The sequence below is a fragment of the Streptomyces sp. NBC_01428 genome (assembly GCF_036231965.1).
GTDB lineage: Bacteria > Actinomycetota > Actinomycetes > Streptomycetales > Streptomycetaceae > Streptomyces.
The window spans coordinates 2,272,949-2,294,168 of sequence record NZ_CP109499.1 but is presented as its reverse complement, the minus strand read 5'-3'; the positions used below and the strand labels follow the sequence as shown (position 1 = coordinate 2,294,168).

Sequence of the window (21,220 nt, the reverse complement as noted above, 5' to 3'; positions counted from 1 at the left end):
GGGGGGTCGGGGCCGTGCCGGTACATCCGCCCGTCGCCGTTGGATCAGACGTGGGTCGAGCAGCGGGAGCTGCTCGATCCGGGCGTAAGCGACGGGCATGTGATGTACCGGCACGGCCCCTCCCGCCGGATGCCGACTGCGGGCAGTACGTGAATTTCAGCCCCTCCAGTCGAATGCCGACTGCGGGCCGTGCGTGAGTTTCAGCCCCTCCGGCGTTTGAGGAGCGGGGTCCGGGGCGGAGCCCCGGGTACGGGAAGGGTAGGGGCGGAGGGGGCGGGAAACATCTTCGGGAGCTGGTTAGGTGGGGGGATGACTGTGATTCGGCTGGTGCTCGTCGACGACGACCCTCTGGTGCGAGCGGGGCTGGCCCTCATGATGGGCGGCGCCGAGGACGTCGAGATCGTCGGTGAGGCCGCCGACGGCGCCGAGGTCGAGGAACTGGTGGACCGCACGAGGCCCGACGTCGTCCTGATGGACATCCGGATGCCGAACGTCGACGGCCTCACCGCCACCGAGCGGCTGCGCGCCCGCAAGGAGGCACCCCAGGTGGTGGTCCTGACGACGTTTCACGCCGACGACCAGGTGCTGCGTGCCCTGCGCGCGGGCGCGGCCGGGTTCGTGCTGAAGGACACGCCGCCCGCCGAGATCCTGGACGCGGTGCGCCGGGTGGCGGCCGGGGACCCGGTGCTGTCGCCCACCGTCACACGCCAGTTGATGGAGCACGCCGCCGGTTCCTCCGCCGACGCCCGCAAGTCCGGGGCCCGTTCGCGGATCGCCGCCCTGAACGAGCGGGAGCGCGAGGTCGCGGTGGCGGTCGGCCGGGGCGGTTCGAACGCCGACATCGCGGCCGAGCTGTTCATGAGCGTCGCCACGGTCAAGACGCATGTCTCCCGGATCCTCGCGAAGCTCGACCTCAACAACCGGGTCCAGGTGGCGTTGTTGACGTACGACGCGGGGTTGCTGGAGGAGGACGGGCACTGAGCGGGGGGCTCGCGCGTTGTGCGGGGTGACGGGGAGGGGAAGGCGTGATCGATCTGGGGGAGTACGGGACGGGGTTCACCGAGAACCCGCACCCGGTCTACGCCGAGTTGCGCGCGCTCGGCCCGGTGCACCGGGTGCGGCTGCCACCGCCGGACGCGCATCACGAGACCTGGCTCGTGGTCGGGTACGAGGAGGCGCGGGCAGCGCTGGCCGATCCACGGTTGGCCAAGGACGCCGGGAAGATCGGCATCACGTTCCTCGACGAGGAGCTGATCGGCAAGTATCTGCTGGTCGCCGACCCGCCGCAGCACACGAGACTGCGCAGCCTGATCGCCCGTGAGTTCACCCCGCGGCGCGTCGCGGCCCTGGCCCCGCGGATCCAGGAGATCACCGACGAGCTGCTCGACGCGATGCTGCCGCGCGGACACGCCGACCTGGTCGAGTCGTTCGCCTATCCGCTCCCGCTGACCGTCATCTGCGAGCTGCTCGGAGTGCCCGCTCCGGACCGGGCCACCTTCCGCGCGCTGTCCAGCGAGGCGGTCGCGCCCACCAGCGCCGAGAGCGAGTACGACGCCTTCGTCCGGCTCGCCGCCTATCTGCGCGATCTGATCGAGGACAAGCGGTCCGCCGGTCCCGCGGACGACCTGCTCAGCGGGCTGATCCGCACCACCGCCGAGGACGGCGACCGGCTCTCGCCCGAGGAACTGCGCGGCATGGCCTTCGTGCTGCTCGTCGCCGGACACGAGACGACGGTCAACCTCATCGCCGGCGCGGTGCACGGCCTGCTCACCCACCCGGACCAACTCGCCGCCCTGCGCGCCGACATGACGCTCCTGGACGCCACCATCGAGGAGACCCTGCGCTACGAGGGACCGGTCGAGAACGCGACCTTCCGCTACGCCGCGGAACCGCTCGACATCGGCGGCACGGCGATGGCCTCCGGCGACGCGGTGATGATCGGCCTCACGGCGGCCGACCGCGACGGCACGCGGTACCCCGCCCCCGACCGCTTCGACATCCGGCGCGAGGCCCGCGGCCACATCGCCTTCGGGCACGGCATCCACTACTGCCTCGGCGCCCCGCTCGCCCGGCTCGAGGCGCGCGTGGCCCTCGGCTCCCTGCTGGAGCGCTGCCCGGACCTGGCCCTCGACGGGCCGCCGAGCGGCTGGCTGCCCGGCATGCTGATGCGCGGGGCACGCCGGATGCCGGTGCGGTGGTGAACCGGGCTCAGGAAGGAAGGGAGCGTCGACCGTGCTGCGTACGGCGGAGATCAGAACCGAGCTGACCGCCCGGGAGGACACGCACCTGCTGTACTGGCGTTCCTCGCTGGAGTTCAGCCTGGACTGTTTCATCTGCGAGCGGACCGGGCGCACGACGCTGTTCGACGTCGGAGCCGAGCAGGCGCTGTGCTCCGGCAGCCGCAGTGGGGTCAAGCGGCACCACGCGCCCGCCAGGATCGCCGGGTTCGACACCACCAGCGGCCGGGAGCGCCTGGCGCTCCGGACCCTGGTCGACTTCTGGTGGGCACCTTTCACCGACAGCCGTGACAGCGGGAAGGCGGCCGCGCCCACCCGTCACCCGTGGGTGCGCCTGCACCTCGCCTACCACTGCCCGGTCGCGAAGGAGGCCGGGACCGGCAGCATCCAGACCAACCTGGTCCGGCCCGCCCGGATCACCTGCGAGCACTGTGATCTGCTGCTCGCCATGGACCGGGAGGCTCCCGCCGTGCGGCTTCTCGGCTGAGGAGAGCCGGGGAGAGCCGGGGAGACGGAACCGGGCCGAGGGCGGCTCCCGCCGCGAGGCCGGGTCAGTCCCGGCCGCCCGGGATCTCCGCCGGGGACACCGGGCGGCGTTCGCGGCGGGACAGTTCGCAGGCCTCGGCGATGCGGAGGGCCTCCAGGGCCTCGCGGCCGTCGCAGGGGTTGGCGCGCTCGCCGCGGACCACCTCGACGAAGGCGGCCAGCTCCGCCTCGTACGCGGGGCCGAAGCGTTCCAGGAACCCCGTCCACGGTTTGTCCGCTGCCGGCGGACCGGCCGGTTCGGTCGAGGCGATCGGTGTGCGGTCGTCCAGGCCGACGCCGATCTGGTCCCGTTCGCCGGCCAGCTCCATGCGGACGTCGTAGCCCGCGCCGTTCAGCCGGGTGGCCGTCGCCGTGGCGAGCATGCCGTCGTCGAAGGTGAGGACCGCGGCGGCGGTGTCGATGTCGCCCGCCTCGCGGAACATCGAGGGTCCGGCGTCGGACCCGGCCGCATACACCTGGACGACCTCGCGGCCCGTCACCCAGCGCAGCACGTCGAAGTCGTGGATCAGACAGTCGCGGTACAGCCCGCCGGAGAGCGGGAGATAGCCGGCCGGCGGCGGCGACTGGTCGGAGGTCATCGCGCGGACGGTGTGCAGCCGGCCGAGCCGGCCCGACCGCACGGCCTCACGGGCAGCGGTGTAGCCCACGTCGAAGCGGCGCTGGAAGCCCATCTGAAGAACCGTTCCCGCGGCGTCGACCTCGGCGAGCGCGCTCAGCGTGCCCGGCAGATCGACGGCGATGGGCTTCTCGCAGAAGACCGGGAGCCCGGAGCGTGCCGCCCGGCCGATCAGCTCCGCGTGGGCCGACGTGGCGGCGGTGATGACCACCGCGTCCACGCCCCAGGTGAAGATCTCGTTCACGCTCGGCGCCGCTGTCGCGCCCAGCCGGTCCGCCAGCCGCTGGGCCCGAACCGGGTCCGCGTCCGTGACGATGAGGGAGCCGCCGACCTCACGGTGGCGGCTGAGAGTCGTGGCATGGAATGTGCCGATACGACCCGCTCCGATGAGTCCGATGCGCATGGGAACAAACTGAGGGCCGACCCGCCGCCCTGTCAATGGTTTGTCCGGACAATCGAACTTCACAACTTCCCGTCAACATCTCACGGAGCTACGCTCGGGCCGTGCCGAAACCAGATGTGGATCCGACCGTGTCGCTCCAGCTCAGCGTCGACCGCAGCAGCCCGGTCCCGCTGTACTTCCAGCTGTCGCAGCAACTCGAGGCCGCCATCGAGCACGGAGCGCTGACCCCGGGAAGTCTCCTCGGCAACGAGATCGATCTCGCCGGACGGCTCGGCCTGTCCCGCCCCACGGTCCGCCAGGCCATCCAGTCCCTCGTCGACAAGGGCCTGCTCGTACGGCGCCGAGGCGTCGGCACCCAGGTCGTGCACAGCCAGGTCAAACGCCCTCTGGAACTCAGCAGCCTCTACGACGACCTGGAGTCGGCGGGCCAGCGCCCCGCCACCCAGGTGGTCGTCAACACCGTCGAGCCGGCGTCCACCGAGGTCGCGGCCGCCCTGGGGGTCACCGAGACCAGCGACGTGCACCGCGTCGAGCGGCTGCGTCTCGCGCACGGTGAGCCGATGGCGTACCTCTGCAACTACCTGCCCCCCGGCCTGCTGGACCTCGACGGCGACCGGATGGAGGCCACCGGCCTGTACCGGCTGATGCGCACCGCCGGCATCACCCTGCACAGCGCCCGCCAGTCCGTCGGCGCCCGCGCCGCCACCGAGGAGGAGGGCGGGCGGCTCGGAGAGCCGGCCGGCTCACCCCTGCTCACCATGCAGCGCACCACCTTCGACGACACCGGCCGCGCCGTCGAGTTCGGCACACACATCTACCGCGCCTCGCGCTACTCCTTCGAGTTCCAGCTCCTCGTCCGCCCGTGAACCGCCCGCCCGCCGCGCCCCGGCACCGAGGCCGCCGGCACGCGTGACCGACGGACGCGCGCCGGTACGCCGGAGGCGCCGCCGCCGTCACCGGAAAGGCCGCACCGCGCCGCATGGCCGCACCGCGCGCGGGACCCGCTGGTCGGGCGGACGGTGCCCGTGATTGATACTTGGTCGTTTGGGCCGGTACGAAGCCGGTCCGAAAGGGCCTGCGGAACGGCCCCCGGGCAGGACCGCAGGGCCCGGCACACCAAGGAGCACGCAAGAAGGGCACGGCCTCGTGGCACGGACTCGGACCTGGGTAAGCATCGCGCTCGCAGGGGCGCTGGGAGTGTCCCTCGCGGGATGCAGCAGCACCGGCGGGAAGCGGGCCGAGGACGCCCGTAAGGCCGCCGCGGCCCAGGGCAGGGCCGCGGTGAACACGCCGAAGTGGACCTTCGCCATGATCACCCACTCGGGCGACGGCGACACCTTCTGGGACATCGTCCAGAACGGCGCCAAGCAGGCCGCCGTCAAGGACAACATCAAGTTCCTCTACTCGCACGACGACGAGGCCCAGCAGCAGGCCCAGCTCGTGGACGCCGCGATCGACAAGAAGGTCGACGGCATCATCGTCACGCTGGCCAAGCCCGACGCCATGAAGGCCGCCGTCGCCCGCGCCCACAAGGCCGGCATCCCGGTGATCACGGTGAACTCCGGCTCCGCGGAGTCCAAGGCCTTCGGCGCGCTCACCCACATCGGCCAGGACGAGACGATCGCCGGTGAGGCCGTCGGCGAGGAGCTGAACAAGCGGGGCCGCAAGAAGGCCCTGTGCGTCCTGCACGAGCAGGGCAACGTCGGTCACGAGCAGCGCTGCGCCGGCATCAAGAAGACCTTCCACGGCACCGTGCAGAACATCTACGTCCAGGGCACGAGCATGCCGGACGTGCAGTCCTCCATCGGCGCCAAGCTCCAGGCCGACGGGTCGATCGACTCCGTCGTGACGCTCGGCGCCCCGTTCGCGGACACCGCCGTCAAGGCCAAGAAGGACGCGGGCAGCAAGGCCGAGATCGACACCTTCGACCTGAACGCCAAGGTGGCCGCCGAGCTCAAGGACGGCACCCTCGGCTTCGCCGTCGACCAGCAGCCCTATCTCCAGGGCTACGAGGCCGTGGACCTGCTCTGGCTGTACAAGTACAACGCGGACGTCCTCGGCGGCGGCAAGCCGGTCCTCACCGGCCCGCAGATCATCACCAAGGACCAGGCGTCCGAGCTGGAGCAGTACGCGGACCGGGGGACCCGATGACCGCCACCGCACCCGCGCCGGCGCCCGGCCCCGCGAGCGACGAGCGCCTCCTGAAGACCTCGCCGCTGCGCAAGCTGATGGGCCGCCCCGAACTCGGCTCCGTGGTCGGCGCGATCGCCGTCTTCCTCTTCTTCGCGATCTTCGCCGACAGCTTCGTCCGGGCGTCGAGCCTCAGCACCGTGCTGTACGCCGCCTCGACCATCGGCATCATGGCCGTCCCCGTCGCGCTCCTCATGATCGGCGGCGAGTTCGACCTCTCGGCGGGCGTCATGGTCACCACCTCGGCGCTGATCTCGTCGATGTTCAGCTACCAGATGACGGCCAACGTCTGGGTCGGCGTGCTCGTCTCGCTGATCGTCACCCTCGCCATCGGCGTCTTCAACGGCGTCATGCTCACCCGGACCGACCCGCCGAGCTTCATCATCACGCTCGGCACCTTCCTCATGCTCACCGGCATCAACCTCGGCTTCACCAAGCTGATCAGCGGCACCGTCTCCACCAAGTCGATCTCCGACATGGAGGGCTTCTCCTCCGCGAAGGACGTCTTCGCCTCCACCCTCACCATCGGCGGCGTCGACTTCAAGATCACCATCCTGTGGTGGCTGGTCCTGGTCGCGGTCGCCACCTGGATCCTCCTGCGCACCCGCGTCGGCAACTGGATCTATGCCGTCGGCGGCGGCGAGGAGGCCGCCCGCGCGGTCGGTGTCCCCGTCGACAAGACCAAGATCGGCCTCTACATGGGCGTCGCGTTCGGCGCCTGGATCTCCGGCCAGCACCTGCTGTTCTCGTTCGACGTCGTCCAGTCCGGCGAGGGCGTCGGCAACGAACTGATCTACATCATCGCGGCCGTCATCGGCGGCTGCCTGATCACCGGCGGCTACGGCTCCGCGGTCGGCGCGGCGGTCGGCGCCCTGATCTTCGGCATGGTCAGCAAGGGCATCGTGTTCGCCGAGTGGAACCCGGACTGGTTCAAGTTCTTCCTCGGCGTGATGCTGCTCCTCGCGACCCTGCTCAACCACTGGGTCCGCAAGCGCGCGGAGGCGACGAAATGACCACGGACACGAACATGACCAAGGAGCCCGCCGCCGGGGAACGCGCGCCGCTCGTCGAACTCGACGACGTCAGCAAGTACTACGGCAACATCCGAGCCCTCGAAGGCGTCTCGCTGGAGGTCCACGCGGGCGAGATCACCTGTGTGCTCGGCGACAACGGCGCGGGCAAGTCCACCCTCATCAAGATCATCGCGGGCCGGCACCGGCACGACACGGGCACGCTGCGCATCGAGGGCGAGGAGACCCGCCTCTCCTCCCCGCGCGAGGCCCTGGACCTCGGCATCGCGACCGTCTACCAGGACCTCGCCGTCGTCCCGCTGATGCCGGTCTGGCGGAACTTCTTCCTCGGCTCCGAGCCGCGCAAGGGCGTCGGCCCCTTCAAGCACCTCGACGTCGACCTCATGCGCCGCACCACCCACGCGGAGCTCCTGCGCATGGGCATCGACCTGCGCGACGTCGACCAGCCGATCGGCACCCTCTCCGGCGGCGAACGCCAGTGCGTGGCGATCGCCCGCGCCGTGTACTTCGGCGCCAAGGTCCTCGTCCTCGACGAGCCCACGGCCGCCCTCGGCGTGAAGCAGTCCGGTGTCGTCCTCAAATACGTGGCCGCCGCCCGGGACGCCGGACTGGGTGTTGTTTTGATCACCCACAACCCGCATCACGCCTATCTCGTGGGCGACCGCTTCGTCCTCCTCAAGCGCGGAGCCATGTCGGGCAGCCACACCCGCGACGAGATCACCCTCGACGAGCTGACACGCCAGATGGCGGGCGGCAGCGAGCTCGACGACCTGCGGCACGAACTGGAGAACCGCACGGCGTGAGGGGCGCGGGGGAGTGACCCGTTCGGCTCCGCCGGCAGGCCGGGACCGGCCCCGGACAGGCCGCGGGTCACCCCCGTCCCCGCCCTTCCGCGGTGCGGCCCCGGTACGGCGTAAGGCAGAATCGGCGCGATGAGCACCTACCGCGACCTCGCGCTCCCCCGAGCTCTCGGCTCCGCTCGGGCAGGGAGCACCTCCATGGGCTCCGCGCGGGCCACCGTCCTGCGGACCGTGGGAACACGCGAGCGCCGTTCGCACCTGACGGCACCCCGTGTCCCCACCGTCGGCATCGACATCGGCGGTACGAAGGTGATGGCGGGCGTCGTGGACGCCGACGGCAACATCCTGGAGAAGGTCCGCGCCGAGACACCGGACAAGTCCAAGAGCCCCAAGGTCGTCGAGGACACCATCCTCGAACTGGTGCTGGACCTCTCCGACCGGCACGACGTGCACGCCGTCGGCATCGGCGCGGCCGGCTGGGTCGACGCCGACCGCAACCGCATCCTGTTCGCCCCCCACCTGTCCTGGCGCAACGAGCCGCTGCGCGACCGCCTCGCCGGCCGCCTCGCCGTGCCCGTCCTCGTCGACAACGACGCGAACGCGGCCGCCTGGGCCGAGTGGCGGTTCGGCGCCGGCCGGGGCGAGGACCACCTCGTCATGATCACGCTCGGCACCGGCATCGGCGGCGCGATCCTGGAGGACGGCCAGGTCAAGCGCGGCAAGTTCGGCGTCGCCGGGGAGTTCGGGCACATGCAGGTCGTGCCCGGCGGCCACCGCTGCCCGTGCGGCAACCGCGGCTGCTGGGAGCAGTACAGCTCCGGCAACGCACTGGTCCGCGAGGCCCGCGAGCTCGCCGCCGCCGACTCCCCGGTGGCGTACGGGATCATCGAGCACGTCAAGGGCAGCATCGGCGACATCACCGGCCCGATGATCACCGAGCTGGCCCGCGAGGGCGACGCCATGTGCATCGAGCTGCTCCAGGACATCGGCCAGTGGCTCGGCGTCGGCATCGCCAACCTGGCCGCCGCTCTCGACCCCTCCTGCTTCGTCATCGGCGGCGGTGTCAGCGCCGCCGACGACCTCCTCATCGGGCCCGCCCGCGACGCCTTCCGCCGCCACCTCACCGGCCGCGGCTACCGCCCCGAGGCCCGGATCGCGCGCGCCCAGCTCGGCCCCGAGGCCGGCATGGTCGGCGCCGCCGACCTCGCGCGCCTCGTCGCCCGCCGCTTCCGGCGCGCCAAGCGCCGCCGCGTGGAGCGCTACGAGCGGTACGAGCGCTACACCGAGTCGCGCCGCTCGACCGGCCAGGAGTCGATGTGACCGCCTCGCTGCCCCGCCAGGCGACCTCCCCGGACGAGCCCGAGCGGCCCCCTGAGGACCCCCGGCACCGGTTCCGCCGCCGCGCCCTGACGCTGCTGATCATCGTGCTGCTCATCGGCGTACCGGCCGGCTATCTGGTGATCTCCGCCAACCAGAGCCGCGACAGCGGCAAGGACAAGGAGGAGAAGTACTCGGCGACCGGCCTCACCGCGGGCTGGCCCTCCCGCGTGCAGCGCCGCCTCTACCAGATCCCGATCCCCGGCCGGTCCACCGACGTCGCGTACTACGAGACGAACAACTGGAAGACCAGCCGCCTCTACGTCCAGTTCGGGACCACCGAGGCGGGCCTCGCCGGCTTCCTCAAGGGCGTCGACGCCAAGGCCGACGACCTCAAGAAGGACGACATCACCATCGGCGACCGCGACCAGAAGGTCGTCGGCTGGGAGTTCGACGGACCCGGCCCCTGGTCGGGTCTGGTGCACAAGCAGAAGGACCCCGCGCCCACCCAGGACATCGTCGTGAACCGCTCCGAGCCCGGACACCCCATGGTGTACGTCGTCTCGCGCACCATTCCGTAACGAGCCCCGCGGACCCGCCGCCCGGAGTCCCGATCCGCACGGGTTCCCGCACCACCCGGCGGACGCACGGACGGCCGCACCGCCACACGTGCGGCACCGTGTCACCGACCCCGCCCGCTCCCCGGCCCGAGCCCCCGGCCGGGCCGCTCCCCGCCCCGCGTGGCCGTGGGAGCCGATTGTCCGACCCCGCCCGTAGAGTCGAAGACAACTGACGCGACACAGGGGCGGGAGGTGACCGGACGTATGCGCGACGCGATGGACGCGGTGGCCGAGCGGGCGCCCGTCTGGCCCTCCCCGGCCCAGGTGCCCGCCGCACCCGCCCGCCCGGACCGGACACCTTCCGCCGGTCCGCCCGCCGCCCCGCTGCCCTCCGTGCGGCTGGCCGCCGTCTTCCTGCCCGCCCCGCTGCCCCGGGAAGGACGGATCGCGTTCTGGGACCCGGTCGACGCGTCGGCACCCGCCGCCGACCAGGACGACCCAGCGCTCACGGAGGAGCCCGAGGCCGCCGCGCCGACCGCGAGCCCCGCCGCCGCGCCCGCGCGCGAACGAACCGAGCTGACCGTCGTACGCCCGCACGGCTCCGGAATCCGCCGCGCCACCGTGCCCGCCCTCACCCTCTCCGTCAGCGAGGCCCTGCCCCTGCTCGCCGCGGCCCGCCGCAACCCCGCCGCCCATCCCGCCACCGCCTGCTGGGGCGCCGCCGCACTCCACGCGCTGCGCCTCGTCGCCCGCGGACGCCTGCTCCCCGGCCTCACCCCCGACGGCTTCGACTCCTGGCGCGCGGGCCCCCTCGACCAGGACGACGTCGCCCACCTGCGAGCGATCGCCGGTGCCCTGCCGTACGAGGGACACGCCGTCCCGCTCCCCGGCAAGGGACCCCTCCGGCTCCCCGAGCCGGAAGCCCTCATGCGCTCCTTCCTGGACGCCGTCGCCGACACCCTCCCGCGCACCCCCGCCGCGCCCTACGTCTCCGGCCTCCCCTTCGCGGCCCGCGCCCCCCAGCGGCTCCCCGGAGCCCACGACTGGGCGGCCGAGGTCGCCGCGGGCATGGACGCGGGCGTACGGATCTCCCTGCGCCTGGACCTGTCCGCCTACCAGCTCTTCGACGACGGCGAGGGCGCCCGGCGCGCCGGCGCCGCCGTCGTCCAGGTGCACAGCCTCGCCGACCCCACCCTCGTCATCGACGCGGCGGCCCTCTGGTCGGGGGAGGCCGACGACGTTTTCGGGCCCCGCGCGCGCGTCGACGCCGCCCTCGCCGTACGCCGTGCCGCCCGCGTCTGGCCCCCGCTCGACCGTCTCTCGGAGCAGGACGTGCCGGACGTGCTCGCCCTCTCCGAGGAGGAGCTGTCGGACCTCCTCGGCGTCGCCGCGGCCCGCCTCGGCACCGCGGGCGTCGCCGTGCACTGGCCGCGCGACCTCGCCCAGGACCTCAGCGCCGCCGCCGTGGTGCGCCCCGCGCCGGGCTCGGCGACGGACGGCACCGGCTTCTTCGAAAGCGAGGAACTGCTCCAGTTCCGCTGGCAGCTCGCCCTCGGCGGAGACCCCCTCAGCGACGCCGAGATGGACGCCCTGGCCGAGGCGCACCGGCCCGTCGTCCGGCTGCGCGACCAGTGGGTCCTGGTGGACCCGGCACTCGTCCGCAAGGCACGCAAGCGCGAACTGGGCCTCCTCGACCCCGTCGACGCGCTCTCCGTCGCCCTCACCGGCACCGCCGAGGTCGACGGCGAGACCGTCGAGGCCGTACCGGTCGGCGCGCTCGCCACCCTGCGCGACCGCCTCACGGCCGGCCTCGCCCCCGTCGAGCCGCCCCCCGGCCTCCAGGCCCGCCTGCGGGACTACCAACTGCGCGGCCTCGCCTGGCTGGACCTCATGACCTCCCTGGGCCTCGGCGGCTGCCTCGCCGACGACATGGGACTCGGCAAGACGGTCACCCTCATCGCCCTCCACCTCCGGCGGGCCCGCCCCGAACCGACCCTGGTCGTCTGCCCCGCCTCCCTCCTGGGCAACTGGCAGCGGGAGATCACCCGCTTCGCACCCGGCGTCCCCGTGCGCCGCTTCCACGGCTCCGACCGCACCCTCGACGACCTCGACGGCGGCTTCGTCCTGACCACGTACGGGACGATGCGCTCGGCCGCCGCCCACCTCGCCGAGCAGCCGTGGGGCATGGTCGTCGCCGACGAGGCGCAACACGTCAAGAACCCCTACTCGGCGACGGCGAAGGCCCTGCGCACCATCCCGGCCCCCGCGCGCGTGGCCCTCACCGGCACCCCCGTGGAGAACAACCTCTCCGAGCTGTGGGCCCTGCTGGACTGGACGACCCCCGGACTGCTCGGCCCCCTCAAGTCCTTCCGCGCCCGCCACGCCCGCGCCGTGGAGAACGGCGAGGACGAGGAGGCGGTGGCCCGGCTCGCGCGGCTGATCCGCCCGTTCCTGCTCCGCCGCAAGAAGTCCGACCCGGGCATCGTCCCCGAGCTGCCGCCCAAGACGGAGACGGACCACCCGGTCCCGCTGACCCGCGAACAGGCCTCCCTCTACGAGGCCGTGGTCCGCGAGTCGCTGCTCGCGATCGAGACCACCGACGGCATCGCCCGCAGGGGACTCGTCCTCAAGCTCCTGACCTCCCTCAAGCAGATCTGCAACCACCCGGCCCTGTTCCTGAAGGAGGACCCGGAGGCCGCCGCCCACGGACCGTCCGCCCGGTCCGGCAAACTCGCCCTGCTGGACGAGCTGTTGGACACCCTGCTCGCCGAGGACGGCTCGGCCCTGATCTTCACGCAGTACGTCGGCATGGCCCGCCTCATCACCGCCCACCTGACCGCGCGGGCCGTTCCGGTGGAGCTGCTGCACGGCGGCACCCCGGTCGCCGAACGCGAACGCATGGTGGACCGCTTCCAGAGCGGCGGTACCCCGATCCTGGTGCTGTCCCTCAAGGCCGCGGGCACCGGCCTGAACCTCACCCGCGCCGGCCATGTCGTCCACTTCGACCGCTGGTGGAACCCCGCGGTCGAGGAGCAGGCCACCGACCGCGCGTACCGCATCGGCCAGACCCAGCCCGTCCAGGTCCACCGCCTCATCACCGAGGGCACGGTGGAGGACCGCATCGCCGAGATGCTGGAAGCGAAGCGTGCCCTCGCCGACGCGATCCTCGGCTCCGGCGAGGCGTCCCTGACGGAGCTGACCGACCGCGAGCTGTCCGACCTCGTCTCGCTCCGGAGGCCGACGTGAGCGGGACGGAGGGGGAGGAGCGCCGCGTGGACGAGACCGGTGCCGGCGAACCGGCCGACGGCACGGACGCGGAGGGCACGGACGTGGAGGGTACGGACGCCGAGGGCACCGACCTGTCCCGACCGGCACCGGGAGAGCGCCCCGCGGACGCGGCCCGCCGGGCGCTGCGGGCCGCCCGGGAGCGGAACGGGGAGAGGGGACGGGAGAGCGGAGAGCGGGGCGGCCGGGAGCCGGGCGCGGCCGGCGGGGCGGTGGGGGCGGCCACGAGTACGGGTGCGGGCGCGGGAATTGATCCGAGTGAGGGTTCGACTGGGCCTGCGGCTGAGGCTGCCGCTGCTGGTTCGTCCTCGGCATCGCTCTCCCTCTCGCCTTCGGTTGCGGGTGAGGGTGATGGTGCGCGGGGCGAGCCGGATGAGGGGTCCTCGGCGGCCGGGCCGGCGGGGCCTTCTGCGTCCTGGCCGTCGGCCGGTTCGTCCTCCACGTCCTCCACCTCCTCCACGTCCCACTCGCCTGCGGGGGACGGTGCGGGCAGGGCTTCTCGGCCGGGGTCCGCCCCGGCCTCGCGCCCTGGTGACGTGGCACGCGAGGCCCTGCGACGGGCGACCGAGGCGGCGAGGACCGCCGGGGCCCGAGGGGCCCGGACGAGCGCTGTCGGGTCTGTGGGTGCCCGAGACGGTGCCCATGACGGTGACGGTCGCGGTGACGACGAGCAGGCCGACACCGATGGGCGGACGTCCCCGGCCGGGGACGTCGTGTCCGACGCTGGTTCCGGTGCGGCGGCGGAGAGGGGCCGGACCGGCCGGGGCGGCCGTACCGACTCTCCTTCTGCTGCGCGGAGTTGGCGTGGCGGTGGTGCCGTGTCGGGTTCGGCGCCTGGCGACAGCGACAGCGATAGCGGCCGCGATGGCGATGGGGATGGGGGCGGGGCGGAGGCGGTGGTCGGCGGTGGTGGCCATGAGGTCCCTGAGGGCGTCGCGGCCGACGGTTCGGGCGGGGACGGTGACGAGGGAGCGGCGGGAGGTGCCGAGGCGGCGGGGTCTGTCCCGCCCGGGGCTCCGGGCGCGGGGACGACCGAGGGCGCGCGCCCGGGCGACATCGCCCGTGAGGCGTTGCGTGCCGCGCGGGACGAGGCGAAGCGGGCGCGGGCGGCCGGGGGCGACGAAGGGGGAGCCCCAACGGGTGCGGGGGGTCGTGGAGCCGGCTCGAAGCGAGGTGCGCGGACCCGGCCCGACAAGGGGACGACCGGGGGCACCCGAGGACGTCGGGGCGGCGCGAGCGCGGCGAACTCCGAGGGAGCGTCCCGTGCCCAGGAGTTGAGGGAACTGCTCGCCGGTGCCTTCCAGCTCCCCTCCGACGTGTCCGACCCCTGGATTCCGTCGCACCCCGCTGACGAGCGGGGCGACGAGGGGGCGACCGGACGTCCCCTCGCCCATCCGGAAGGGGAAGGCGACGAGACGACGGCCGACGCACCCCTCGCAGCGGCCGGCACCTCCGACCACCGCACTCCTGAGCCGGGCGCGCACGCCCCGCACACCGCGCCCGGGTCGCGGACCGCGACCGGTGGACCCGTCAACTCCGATGCGGAGCAACCCACTTACCACGTCTCCGGGCCCCGGACTCCAGAGTCCACTCCGTCGACCACCTCCACCCCCTCCCTGGAGCCACTCCGTTCCGACCCGTCCCTGGGGCCGTCCGGGCCGCGGCCCCCATCCTCGGAAGAGGGCCGCGCGGCGGACGAGGCGGAACGGGACGCGGCCCCGCCGCACTCCGAAGCGCAGCCCGGCCCGCACCCCGCATCGGGATCCGGCCGATACCCCGCGTCCGGTCGTGGCGCCCAGGGGAACCCCGCTCTCGTCGAGAGGTTGCCGCGTTCCATGGCATCTCCGGGCCGGGACGGGGAGTTGCGCCGTACGTTCCCCAGGTTCCCGGCGCGGGACGCCGCGGACGGCGCGTTCGCGGAGACGTGGTGGGGCAACGCGTGGGTCACGGCGCTGGAGGAAGGGGTCCTGGACGCCGGACGGTTGGCGCGAGGCCGGGCGTACGCCGGGCAGGGACACGTCGACGCCATCACGGTCACCCCCGGCCTGGTCCTCGCGTACGTGCACGGCAGCCGGCCGCGGCCGTACCGCGTGCAGATCAGGGTGCGGACCCTCGCCGACGCCGACTGGGACCGCTTCCTCGACGCGGCCGCCGAACGGCCCGGACACATCGCCGCACTCCTCGACAAGGAGATGCCCAAGTCGCTGGCGGAGTGCGGGGTCGACCTGCTCCCCGGTCCCGGCGAGCTCGAACCGCACTGCAGCTGCCCCGACTTCGGACATCCCTGCAAGCACGCGGCCGCGCTCTGCTATCAGACGGCCCGGTTGCTGGACGAGGACCCGTTCGTGCTGCTCCTGCTGCGCGGCCGGGGCGAGCGCGAACTGCTCGACGCGCTGTCGCGGCGCAACGCCACCCGCGCCGCCCGCGCGTCCCAGGAGCGGGAACCGGCGCCGCTGCCCGGGGTGCGTGCCCGTGACGTCCTCGCCCGGGGTGCGCTTCCGCCCCTGCCCGTACCGCTGCCACCGCCCGCGCATCCCGAGCAGCCACCGGCCTATCCGGGTGCTCCGGGCGGCCCGGACCCCTTCGCGCTGGACCAGTTGGCGACGGACGCGGCAGCCCGTGCGCACGCCCTACTCACCGCGGGACGCGACCCCGTGGCGGACCTGACGCTCTGGCAGGACGCGGTGCGTATCGCCGCCGCCCGCCCCGGATCGGGCCTCACCGCCGGCACCAGGGCCCTCTACGCCTCGCTCGCGACGGCGACCCGGCGGACCCCCGCGGATCTGGCGCGTGCGGTGGCCGCCTGGCGGCAGGGCGGGTTCGACGCGCTCGGCGTGCTCGAAGAGCCCTGGGACCCCCCGGCGGGCCGGTTCGACCGGGCGAGGCCGCTGCTGCTGGCCGCGGACCTCCCCGCCTTCCGTCCGTGGCGCAACCACCTGACCCACCCGGGCGGCCACGCCCAACTCCGCCTCGGCCGCAACGGTCTCTGGTACGCCTTCGAGTCCGAGCCCGGCCACGACGACTGGTGGCCCCGGGGCACCCCCGACCTCGACCCCGTCGGCGCCCTGACGGGACTCGGCGCGCCGGGCGACCTCTGACGCGCCCTCCGCGCCCCGCCGGGGGCGGCCGCCCCCGGCGGACCCGCCTACGCCGGTCCGTGGGGCAGGACCGGCAGTGCGGCCAGTCGCCGGTGCAGGTAGCCGCCGCCCCATGCCAGTTCGTGCAGCGGCACCGCCGGCTCCAGCCGGTGCCAGCGGCCGAGGACGGCGGTGAGGGTCACCGTGAGCTCCAGGCGGGCGAGGGCCGACCCGGGGCAGTAGTGCGGACCCAGACCGAAGCTCAGGTGACGGCCGGCGGTACCGCGGTCGGGGTCCAGCGTCGCCGGGTCGGCGTGGCAGCGCGGGTCGTGATTGGCCGCCGCCACGGACAGCAGGACACCGCTGCCCGCCGGAATGACGGTGTCCCCGAACCGTACGTCCTCCAGTGCCACCCTCTTGGTGCTGAAGGGGCCCGGGGTGTCCCAGCGCAGCAACTCGTCCACCGCGCGCGGGATCCGCCCCGGCTCGCTCCGCAGGGACTCCTGCACGTCCGGGTGGCCCAGCAGCGCCACCACGCTCATGCCGATCGCCTGCACCGTGCTGTCGAAGCCGGCCAGCAGCAGCATCGCCAGGAGCGAGGCGACCTCGTCCTCGCTCGCACCGCCCTGCTCGTGCCAGGCGGCGAGAACGCGGGACACGACGTCCTCACCCGGAGCGGCCTCGCGGCGGGCCATCTCGCCGCGCACGAAGGCGTCGATGCGGGCCACGCTCTCCTCGACGGCACGAGCGGTGCGGCCCGTCTTGTCCGCGAGGAGCGCCACCGGTTCGTACAGCGCGGCCCGCTCCTCCTCGCGCACCTCGAAGACCTCGCACAGCGACCGGAAGGCGAACGGCCGCGCGTACGCGTCCATCAGCTCCACGGGTCCGCTCCCGCGGGCGGCGTCGGCCGCGTCGAGGAGTTCACCGGCGGCCTGTTCGATGCGTTCCCGGTGGGCGGTCATGCGGGCCGGGGTGAGGGCCGGTGTCGCCAGGCGGCGGATGCGCGTGTGGTCCGGCGGGTCGTAGTTGACGAGGGTCACGTCCAGGGCACGTCGCCGCACGTCCGGGTCGGGAACACGGCCGCCGCTCAGGGAGAGGCGCGGGTCCAGGAATCCGGCGCGCACGTCCTCGGCACGGGTCACCAGCCACGCCGGCCGTCCCGCGGGCGTCCTGATCCGGGCCACGGGACAGGTCTCCCGGATCGCGGCGAGCGTCTCCTCCGGCCGGGCCAGGAATCCCGGCCCGAGCGGTTCCGGCAACCGCTGCCGTCCTGCCGCTGCGGGAGGGGCGGCCGTGACGGCGGGCTCGGTGTCCATACGGGCGTCCTCTCGCGGTCGCGGAGTGTGCGGCGGTCACCGTAGGAAAGGCCGGTTGCCCGCCGGTTCGGGTCCGGTGCGATTCCGGTATGCCCGGCCTCGACGGGCCAGTCGAAGCACGCCCCTTGGCCGTCTCCGTGCCGAACCACCCGCCCGACACGCGTCGACTGCCTATGCGTTGAATCACCGTGTGACACCCGTCGACTGCCTATGCGTCGAATCACCGCGTGACACCCATCGACTCCTACGCGCCGAACCACCGCGGGACACCCATTGACTGCCCACCTGTCGAACCACCCGCCTGACACCCGGCGGCCGTCTCCGTGCCGAACCACCGTGCGACATCCGTCGGCAGCCTCCGCGCCGTGCCACGGAGAGCAGCGCCCGACGTCCGCGTCCGCGGCCTCGCGTACTCCAGGAGCGCTGTCCCCGGGGGCGTCCGACCCCGCCACGTCGGCCACACCCCACCGCACCGTGCTCACCCGGGGCGCCCACCAGGGGGATTCACCGCCGCACAACCGGCGGCGAACCGGTGCCGAACCGGCTGCTCCTAGCTTCCTGCCGGTCGGCGCAGTGCTGCCGTCCGTCGTCCCGAACGCCCGTCGTATGGAGGACCATCATGGCCGAGAACGTCGAGCCCAACGAGGAGACCACCGAGACCCCCGCGGAGGAGACTCCCGAGGTCGTCGCGCACGCCGCTTCGAACGTCGCCTGGTGCGGTGTGCACCAGGAGTCGGTGGACGAGCCCGAGGTGGTCGCACACGCCGCCTCCAACGTCGCCTGGTGCGGTGTGCACCAGGAGCACCTCGACGAGCCGGAGGTGGTCGCGCACTCCGAGGAGGGCGAGGACACCCCGTGGTGCGGCGTCCACCAGGAGCACAACGCCTGATCGGCTCACCACCGGCGCGGTCCTTCCGGTCGCGGCGGCGCCTGACGCCGTCGCGACCGGGCCGCGCCCGCCTCCCCACTCCCGCCCTCGCTCCGGAGGTTGCCGTGCCCGGTACGCAGTCCGTCGCCGTCCCCACCGCCGGGGCCCGTCTGATCCGTGCCCGCAGGGGGTGGTGGTTCCTGGGCGCCGGCGGCTACGCCCTGATGCGGCCCGGCCAGGTGGAGCCCGACGGCACCCTGCGGCCCTCGGCCGAGCGCTATCTCCGCGAGGCCGGCCTGTACGAGGTGAAGCCCTACAACTCGTACTCGCTGACCGTGCTGACCAGCACGGACTGCAACCTCGGCTGCGGCTACTGCTTCCAGAACACCGCGCAGGACCCGAAGGGCGGCAGCAGGCCGCCGCGGATCAACCACGCACGCCTCACTCCCGAAGGCGTGAGCCAGGTACTGGACTTCACCCGCGAGCGCATGGCCGCCGCGGAGATGGACCGGCTGTCGCTGCTGCTGTTCGGCGGCGAACCGCTGCTCAACCCGCGAGGCTGCCGCGACCTGCTCACCCGGGCCGGCCGACTCGGCACCCTCACCGCGTCGATGACGTCCAACGGCACGCTGCTCACACCGCTGATCGCCAAGGAACTCAACGCGGCCGGACTCGGCTCCGTGCAGGTGACCTTCGACGGCGACCGTGCCGACCACGACGCCATCCGGGTCAGGCGCTCCGGTGGGGGCACCTTCGACGTCATCGTCTCCAACATCGCGCGCGCCATCGAGAAGACCTCCCTGCGCTGGATGCTGCGGGTCAACGTCTCGCACCTGAACCGCAACGGCGTGGACGAACTGGTGGAGCGGCTCGGCACGCAGCTCGATCCGGCACGCTGCGGCATCCACTTCGCCCGGGTCGGCGACGTCGGCGTCGGCTACGCCAACAACCTGCTGCACGAGAACGGCCTCGTCGACGACTTCGTCCGCTGGCACGCCCGCGCGCTGGAACTCGGCTTCACCGTGTCCCGCCCGCGTGCCCATGTCCCCTGCCAGGCCTGCTCCTTCACCGACGGCCGCTACGGCGCGGTCGTCAACGCCGACGGTGTGCTGGCCAGTTGCTGGGAGACCGCCGGAAAGCCCGGCATGGAGGTCGGCACCATCGCCGACGGCTATCTCGACGCCGAGCAGACCGAAGGCCGCTGGGTCAGCTGCCACGACCACTACCAGTACGACGAGGAGGCGGCCGTCCGCGCCGTCTTCCAGGACCGGGTCGACGCCGGCGTCCTGGACTGCCTCGACGCCGTCGGACGGCTGGGATGAAAAGCGCCGGCATCCTGCGCACCAACCCCGACTTCCGCCGCTTCTGGCTCAGTTCGACGCTGTCCACCCTCGGATCGCAGCTGTCGTTGCTCGCCTTCCCGCTGCTCGTGCTGTCGATCGGGGGCAGCGCGGCACAGGCCGGTACGGTCGCGACCTGCTCGCTGGTGACCCGGACGCTGCTGCGCCTTCCGGCGGGCCATCTCGCCGACCGGTTCGACCGGCGGATGATCATGGTCGGGACCGACCTGGTGCGGCTGGTGGCACTGGCGAGCATTCCGCTGGTGTCGGCACTGGGGGACCTCGGGCAGGCGCATCTCCTCGGGGTCGCGGTGGTCGAGGGCGCGGCGACCGCCCTCTTCGCCCCCGCGGCCACGATCGCCGTGCGCGACGTGGTGCCGGAGAAGGACCTCACCGACGCACTGAGCCGCAGCCAGGCCGCCATGGCGTCGAGTTCGCTCATCGGCCCGTTCCTCGGCGGCTGGCTGTTCACCCTGGACCCGATCCTGCCGTTCGCCGCCGACGCGCTGTCCTACGGTGTGTCCGCCGTGCTGCTGCTGCGGATCGCCTCCCGGCCCGCCCGCCAGGTGGCGGGGGCCGAGCGCGACAACCGGCTCACGGCCGGGCTGCGCTGGCTCACGCACCAACGGGCCCTGCTGGCCGCCCTGCTCTTCGCCGCGGGTATCAACGTCGTCTCGGCGGCGGCCCAGACGGCCATGGTCGTCTCCCTGCGGCAGAGCGGCGCCGGCGGCACGGCGATCGGAGCGGTGATGGGCTGCGCGGGCGTCGGTGCGATGCTGGGCGCCGCCTCGGCACCGTGGCTGATCAAGAGGATCCCCGCCGCCCGGCTGTTCGTGCTCATCGGTGCGGTCTGGGCGGTCGGTCTCGCCGTCTTCTCCGGTACCACGCAGCCCTGGACGATCGGCCCGGTGCTCGTCGTGGTCGTCTTCTTCAGTCCGCCGGCGGGCATCGTCGTCGGCCGCGCGATGCTGGTCCTCGCACCCAGGGACCTGCTCGGCAGGGTCAGCACCGCGACCGGACTCCTCATGGCCGGCCTCGCCTCCCTCGGGCCGCTCCTCGCGGGTTCCTTCGTGGATTCCCTCGGGTCGAGCCACACCTGGCTGGCCCTGGCCGGAACGGCGGCGGTGGTGACCGTGCTGTCCTCGGTGCCCCTTCTGCGCGAGACCAGCCTGGACGCCGTGGCGGACGATACGAAGAAGGCCGTGGCGGACACCACGAAGAAGGGGAAGCCCGCAGGCCGGTCGACCAGCCTCCGGGAGCCTCCGGCTCCCGCCGACCCCACGGCGACCGCTGCTCCCGACGCCGCTGCCGCCCCTGCTGCACCTGTCGCCCCTGCTGCACCTCTCGCCTCTGGGTCGCCGGCGGGCCCTGCTGTACCGGCGCGTTCCGCGTCCGCCGCCGGCGTCCCGGACGCCGTGGGCCCCCTCGACGCGAGGCCCTCCGACCGGGCAGAGGTCATGGCGCACGGGGAGCCGGACACTTCGGACGGTCCGGCACCGACGGCCGAGCCCGCACCTGCGGACCCCGCCGCCCCGCCTCCCGGCAACGCCGCATCCTGAGAACGGCGTTCGTCCGCCGTACCCGGCAAGGGCATCCGCCCCCGTCCGCACCCCGCGGACGCCGGACGTGCCTCC

Annotated in this window: 16 protein-coding genes; 14 read left to right on the top strand and 2 right to left on the bottom strand. The window is 73.2% G+C overall.

Annotation, left to right across the window (positions count from 1 at the left end):
- Positions 1-309: 309 nt before the first annotated feature.
- From OG406_RS09915 to OG406_RS09905, 3 genes are read left to right on the top strand one after another with little or no spacing between them, the layout of a single operon-like run.
- The gene (locus OG406_RS09915) at positions 310-981 is read left to right on the top strand and encodes a response regulator transcription factor (protein ID WP_329185335.1); all 672 of its coding nucleotides are present in this window, start codon (positions 310-312) and stop codon (positions 979-981) included.
- Between the two features lie 44 nt (positions 982-1,025).
- Positions 1,026-2,201, top strand: coding sequence for a cytochrome P450 family protein (locus OG406_RS09910; protein ID WP_329185333.1), 1,176 nt, complete (start codon positions 1,026-1,028; stop codon positions 2,199-2,201).
- Between the two features lie 31 nt (positions 2,202-2,232).
- On the top strand, positions 2,233-2,724 hold the full coding sequence (locus OG406_RS09905) for a hypothetical protein (protein ID WP_267048868.1): 492 nt from the start codon (positions 2,233-2,235) through the stop codon (positions 2,722-2,724).
- Between the two features lie 64 nt (positions 2,725-2,788).
- Here the strand turns inward: OG406_RS09905 and OG406_RS09900 are convergent, their stop codons facing one another.
- Positions 2,789-3,802, bottom strand: a complete 1,014-nt coding sequence (locus tag OG406_RS09900; protein ID WP_164370332.1) for a Gfo/Idh/MocA family protein — start codon at positions 3,800-3,802, stop codon at positions 2,789-2,791.
- Between the two features lie 128 nt (positions 3,803-3,930).
- On the opposite strand from OG406_RS09900, the gene OG406_RS09895 reads away from it, so the two are divergent.
- The 8 genes from OG406_RS09895 to OG406_RS09860 all read left to right on the top strand — a co-directional run bounded on the left by OG406_RS09895 (position 3,931) and on the right by OG406_RS09860 (position 16,083).
- Positions 3,931-4,668 carry a GntR family transcriptional regulator gene (locus tag OG406_RS09895; RefSeq protein ID WP_107482815.1) on the top strand — a complete coding sequence of 246 codons (738 nt, stop codon included), beginning with the start codon at positions 3,931-3,933 and terminating at the stop codon, positions 4,666-4,668.
- Positions 4,669-4,948: 280 nt separating this feature from the next.
- Entirely contained in the window at positions 4,949-5,953 is a 1,005-nt protein-coding gene (locus OG406_RS09890) for a sugar ABC transporter substrate-binding protein (RefSeq protein WP_164370333.1), read from the top strand.
- Entirely contained in the window at positions 5,950-7,005 is a 1,056-nt protein-coding gene (locus OG406_RS09885) for an ABC transporter permease (RefSeq protein WP_164370334.1), read from the top strand. Before OG406_RS09890 ends, OG406_RS09885 begins: the two co-directional genes overlap by 4 nt.
- A complete protein-coding gene (locus OG406_RS09880) occupies positions 7,002-7,826 on the top strand; it encodes an ATP-binding cassette domain-containing protein (RefSeq protein ID WP_267048869.1) in 825 nt (274 codons plus the stop codon). The genes OG406_RS09885 and OG406_RS09880 overlap by 4 nt, the downstream gene beginning before the upstream one ends.
- Before the next feature lie 129 nt (positions 7,827-7,955).
- Positions 7,956-9,143 (top strand): ROK family glucokinase, encoded by a 1,188-nt coding sequence (locus tag OG406_RS09875; RefSeq protein ID WP_384811081.1) that lies wholly within the window; start codon positions 7,956-7,958, stop codon positions 9,141-9,143.
- Positions 9,140-9,721, top strand: a complete 582-nt coding sequence (locus OG406_RS09870; RefSeq protein WP_164370335.1) for a sugar kinase — start codon at positions 9,140-9,142, stop codon at positions 9,719-9,721. Before OG406_RS09875 ends, OG406_RS09870 begins: the two co-directional genes overlap by 4 nt.
- 231 nt (positions 9,722-9,952) lie before the next feature.
- A complete protein-coding gene (locus OG406_RS09865) occupies positions 9,953-12,946 on the top strand; it encodes a DEAD/DEAH box helicase (RefSeq protein WP_329185331.1) in 2,994 nt (997 codons plus the stop codon).
- Between the two features lie 1,313 nt (positions 12,947-14,259).
- On the top strand, positions 14,260-16,083 hold the full coding sequence (locus tag OG406_RS09860) for an SWIM zinc finger family protein (RefSeq protein ID WP_443067063.1): 1,824 nt from the start codon (positions 14,260-14,262) through the stop codon (positions 16,081-16,083).
- 47 nt (positions 16,084-16,130) lie between these two features.
- On the opposite strand, the gene OG406_RS09855 is transcribed toward OG406_RS09860, so the two are convergent.
- Positions 16,131-17,378, bottom strand: coding sequence for a cytochrome P450 (locus tag OG406_RS09855; RefSeq protein WP_329185330.1), 1,248 nt, complete (start codon positions 17,376-17,378; stop codon positions 16,131-16,133).
- A 619-nt stretch (positions 17,379-17,997) separates the two neighbouring features.
- Here OG406_RS09855 and OG406_RS09850 point away from each other — a divergent pair.
- From OG406_RS09850 to OG406_RS09840, 3 genes are all read left to right on the top strand, one after another.
- Complete coding sequence (locus OG406_RS09850; protein ID WP_081220123.1) at positions 17,998-18,267, top strand: hypothetical protein; 270 nt, start codon at positions 17,998-18,000, stop codon at positions 18,265-18,267.
- 104 nt (positions 18,268-18,371) lie between these two features.
- Positions 18,372-19,568, top strand: coding sequence for a radical SAM protein (locus OG406_RS09845; protein ID WP_164370337.1), 1,197 nt, complete (start codon positions 18,372-18,374; stop codon positions 19,566-19,568).
- Positions 19,565-21,145 carry an MFS transporter gene (locus tag OG406_RS09840; RefSeq protein WP_329185326.1) on the top strand — a complete coding sequence of 527 codons (1,581 nt, stop codon included), beginning with the start codon at positions 19,565-19,567 and terminating at the stop codon, positions 21,143-21,145. The genes OG406_RS09845 and OG406_RS09840 overlap by 4 nt, the downstream gene beginning before the upstream one ends.
- The last annotated feature ends 75 nt before the right edge of the window (positions 21,146-21,220 follow it).

Coding starts and splice junctions, on each gene's coding strand:
- OG406_RS09915 (WP_329185335.1), top strand. CDS start 310: ATGACTGTGATTCGGCTGGTGCTCGTCGACGACGACCCTCTGGTGCGA.
- OG406_RS09900 (WP_164370332.1), bottom strand. CDS start 3,802: ATGCGCATCGGACTCATCGGAGCGGGTCGTATCGGCACATTCCATGCC.
- OG406_RS09885 (WP_164370334.1), top strand. CDS start 5,950: ATGACCGCCACCGCACCCGCGCCGGCGCCCGGCCCCGCGAGCGACGAG.
- OG406_RS09880 (WP_267048869.1), top strand. CDS start 7,002: ATGACCACGGACACGAACATGACCAAGGAGCCCGCCGCCGGGGAACGC.
- OG406_RS09875 (WP_384811081.1), top strand. CDS start 7,956: ATGAGCACCTACCGCGACCTCGCGCTCCCCCGAGCTCTCGGCTCCGCT.
- OG406_RS09855 (WP_329185330.1), bottom strand. CDS start 17,378: ATGGACACCGAGCCCGCCGTCACGGCCGCCCCTCCCGCAGCGGCAGGA.
- OG406_RS09850 (WP_081220123.1), top strand. CDS start 17,998: ATGGCCGAGAACGTCGAGCCCAACGAGGAGACCACCGAGACCCCCGCG.
- OG406_RS09840 (WP_329185326.1), top strand. CDS start 19,565: ATGAAAAGCGCCGGCATCCTGCGCACCAACCCCGACTTCCGCCGCTTC.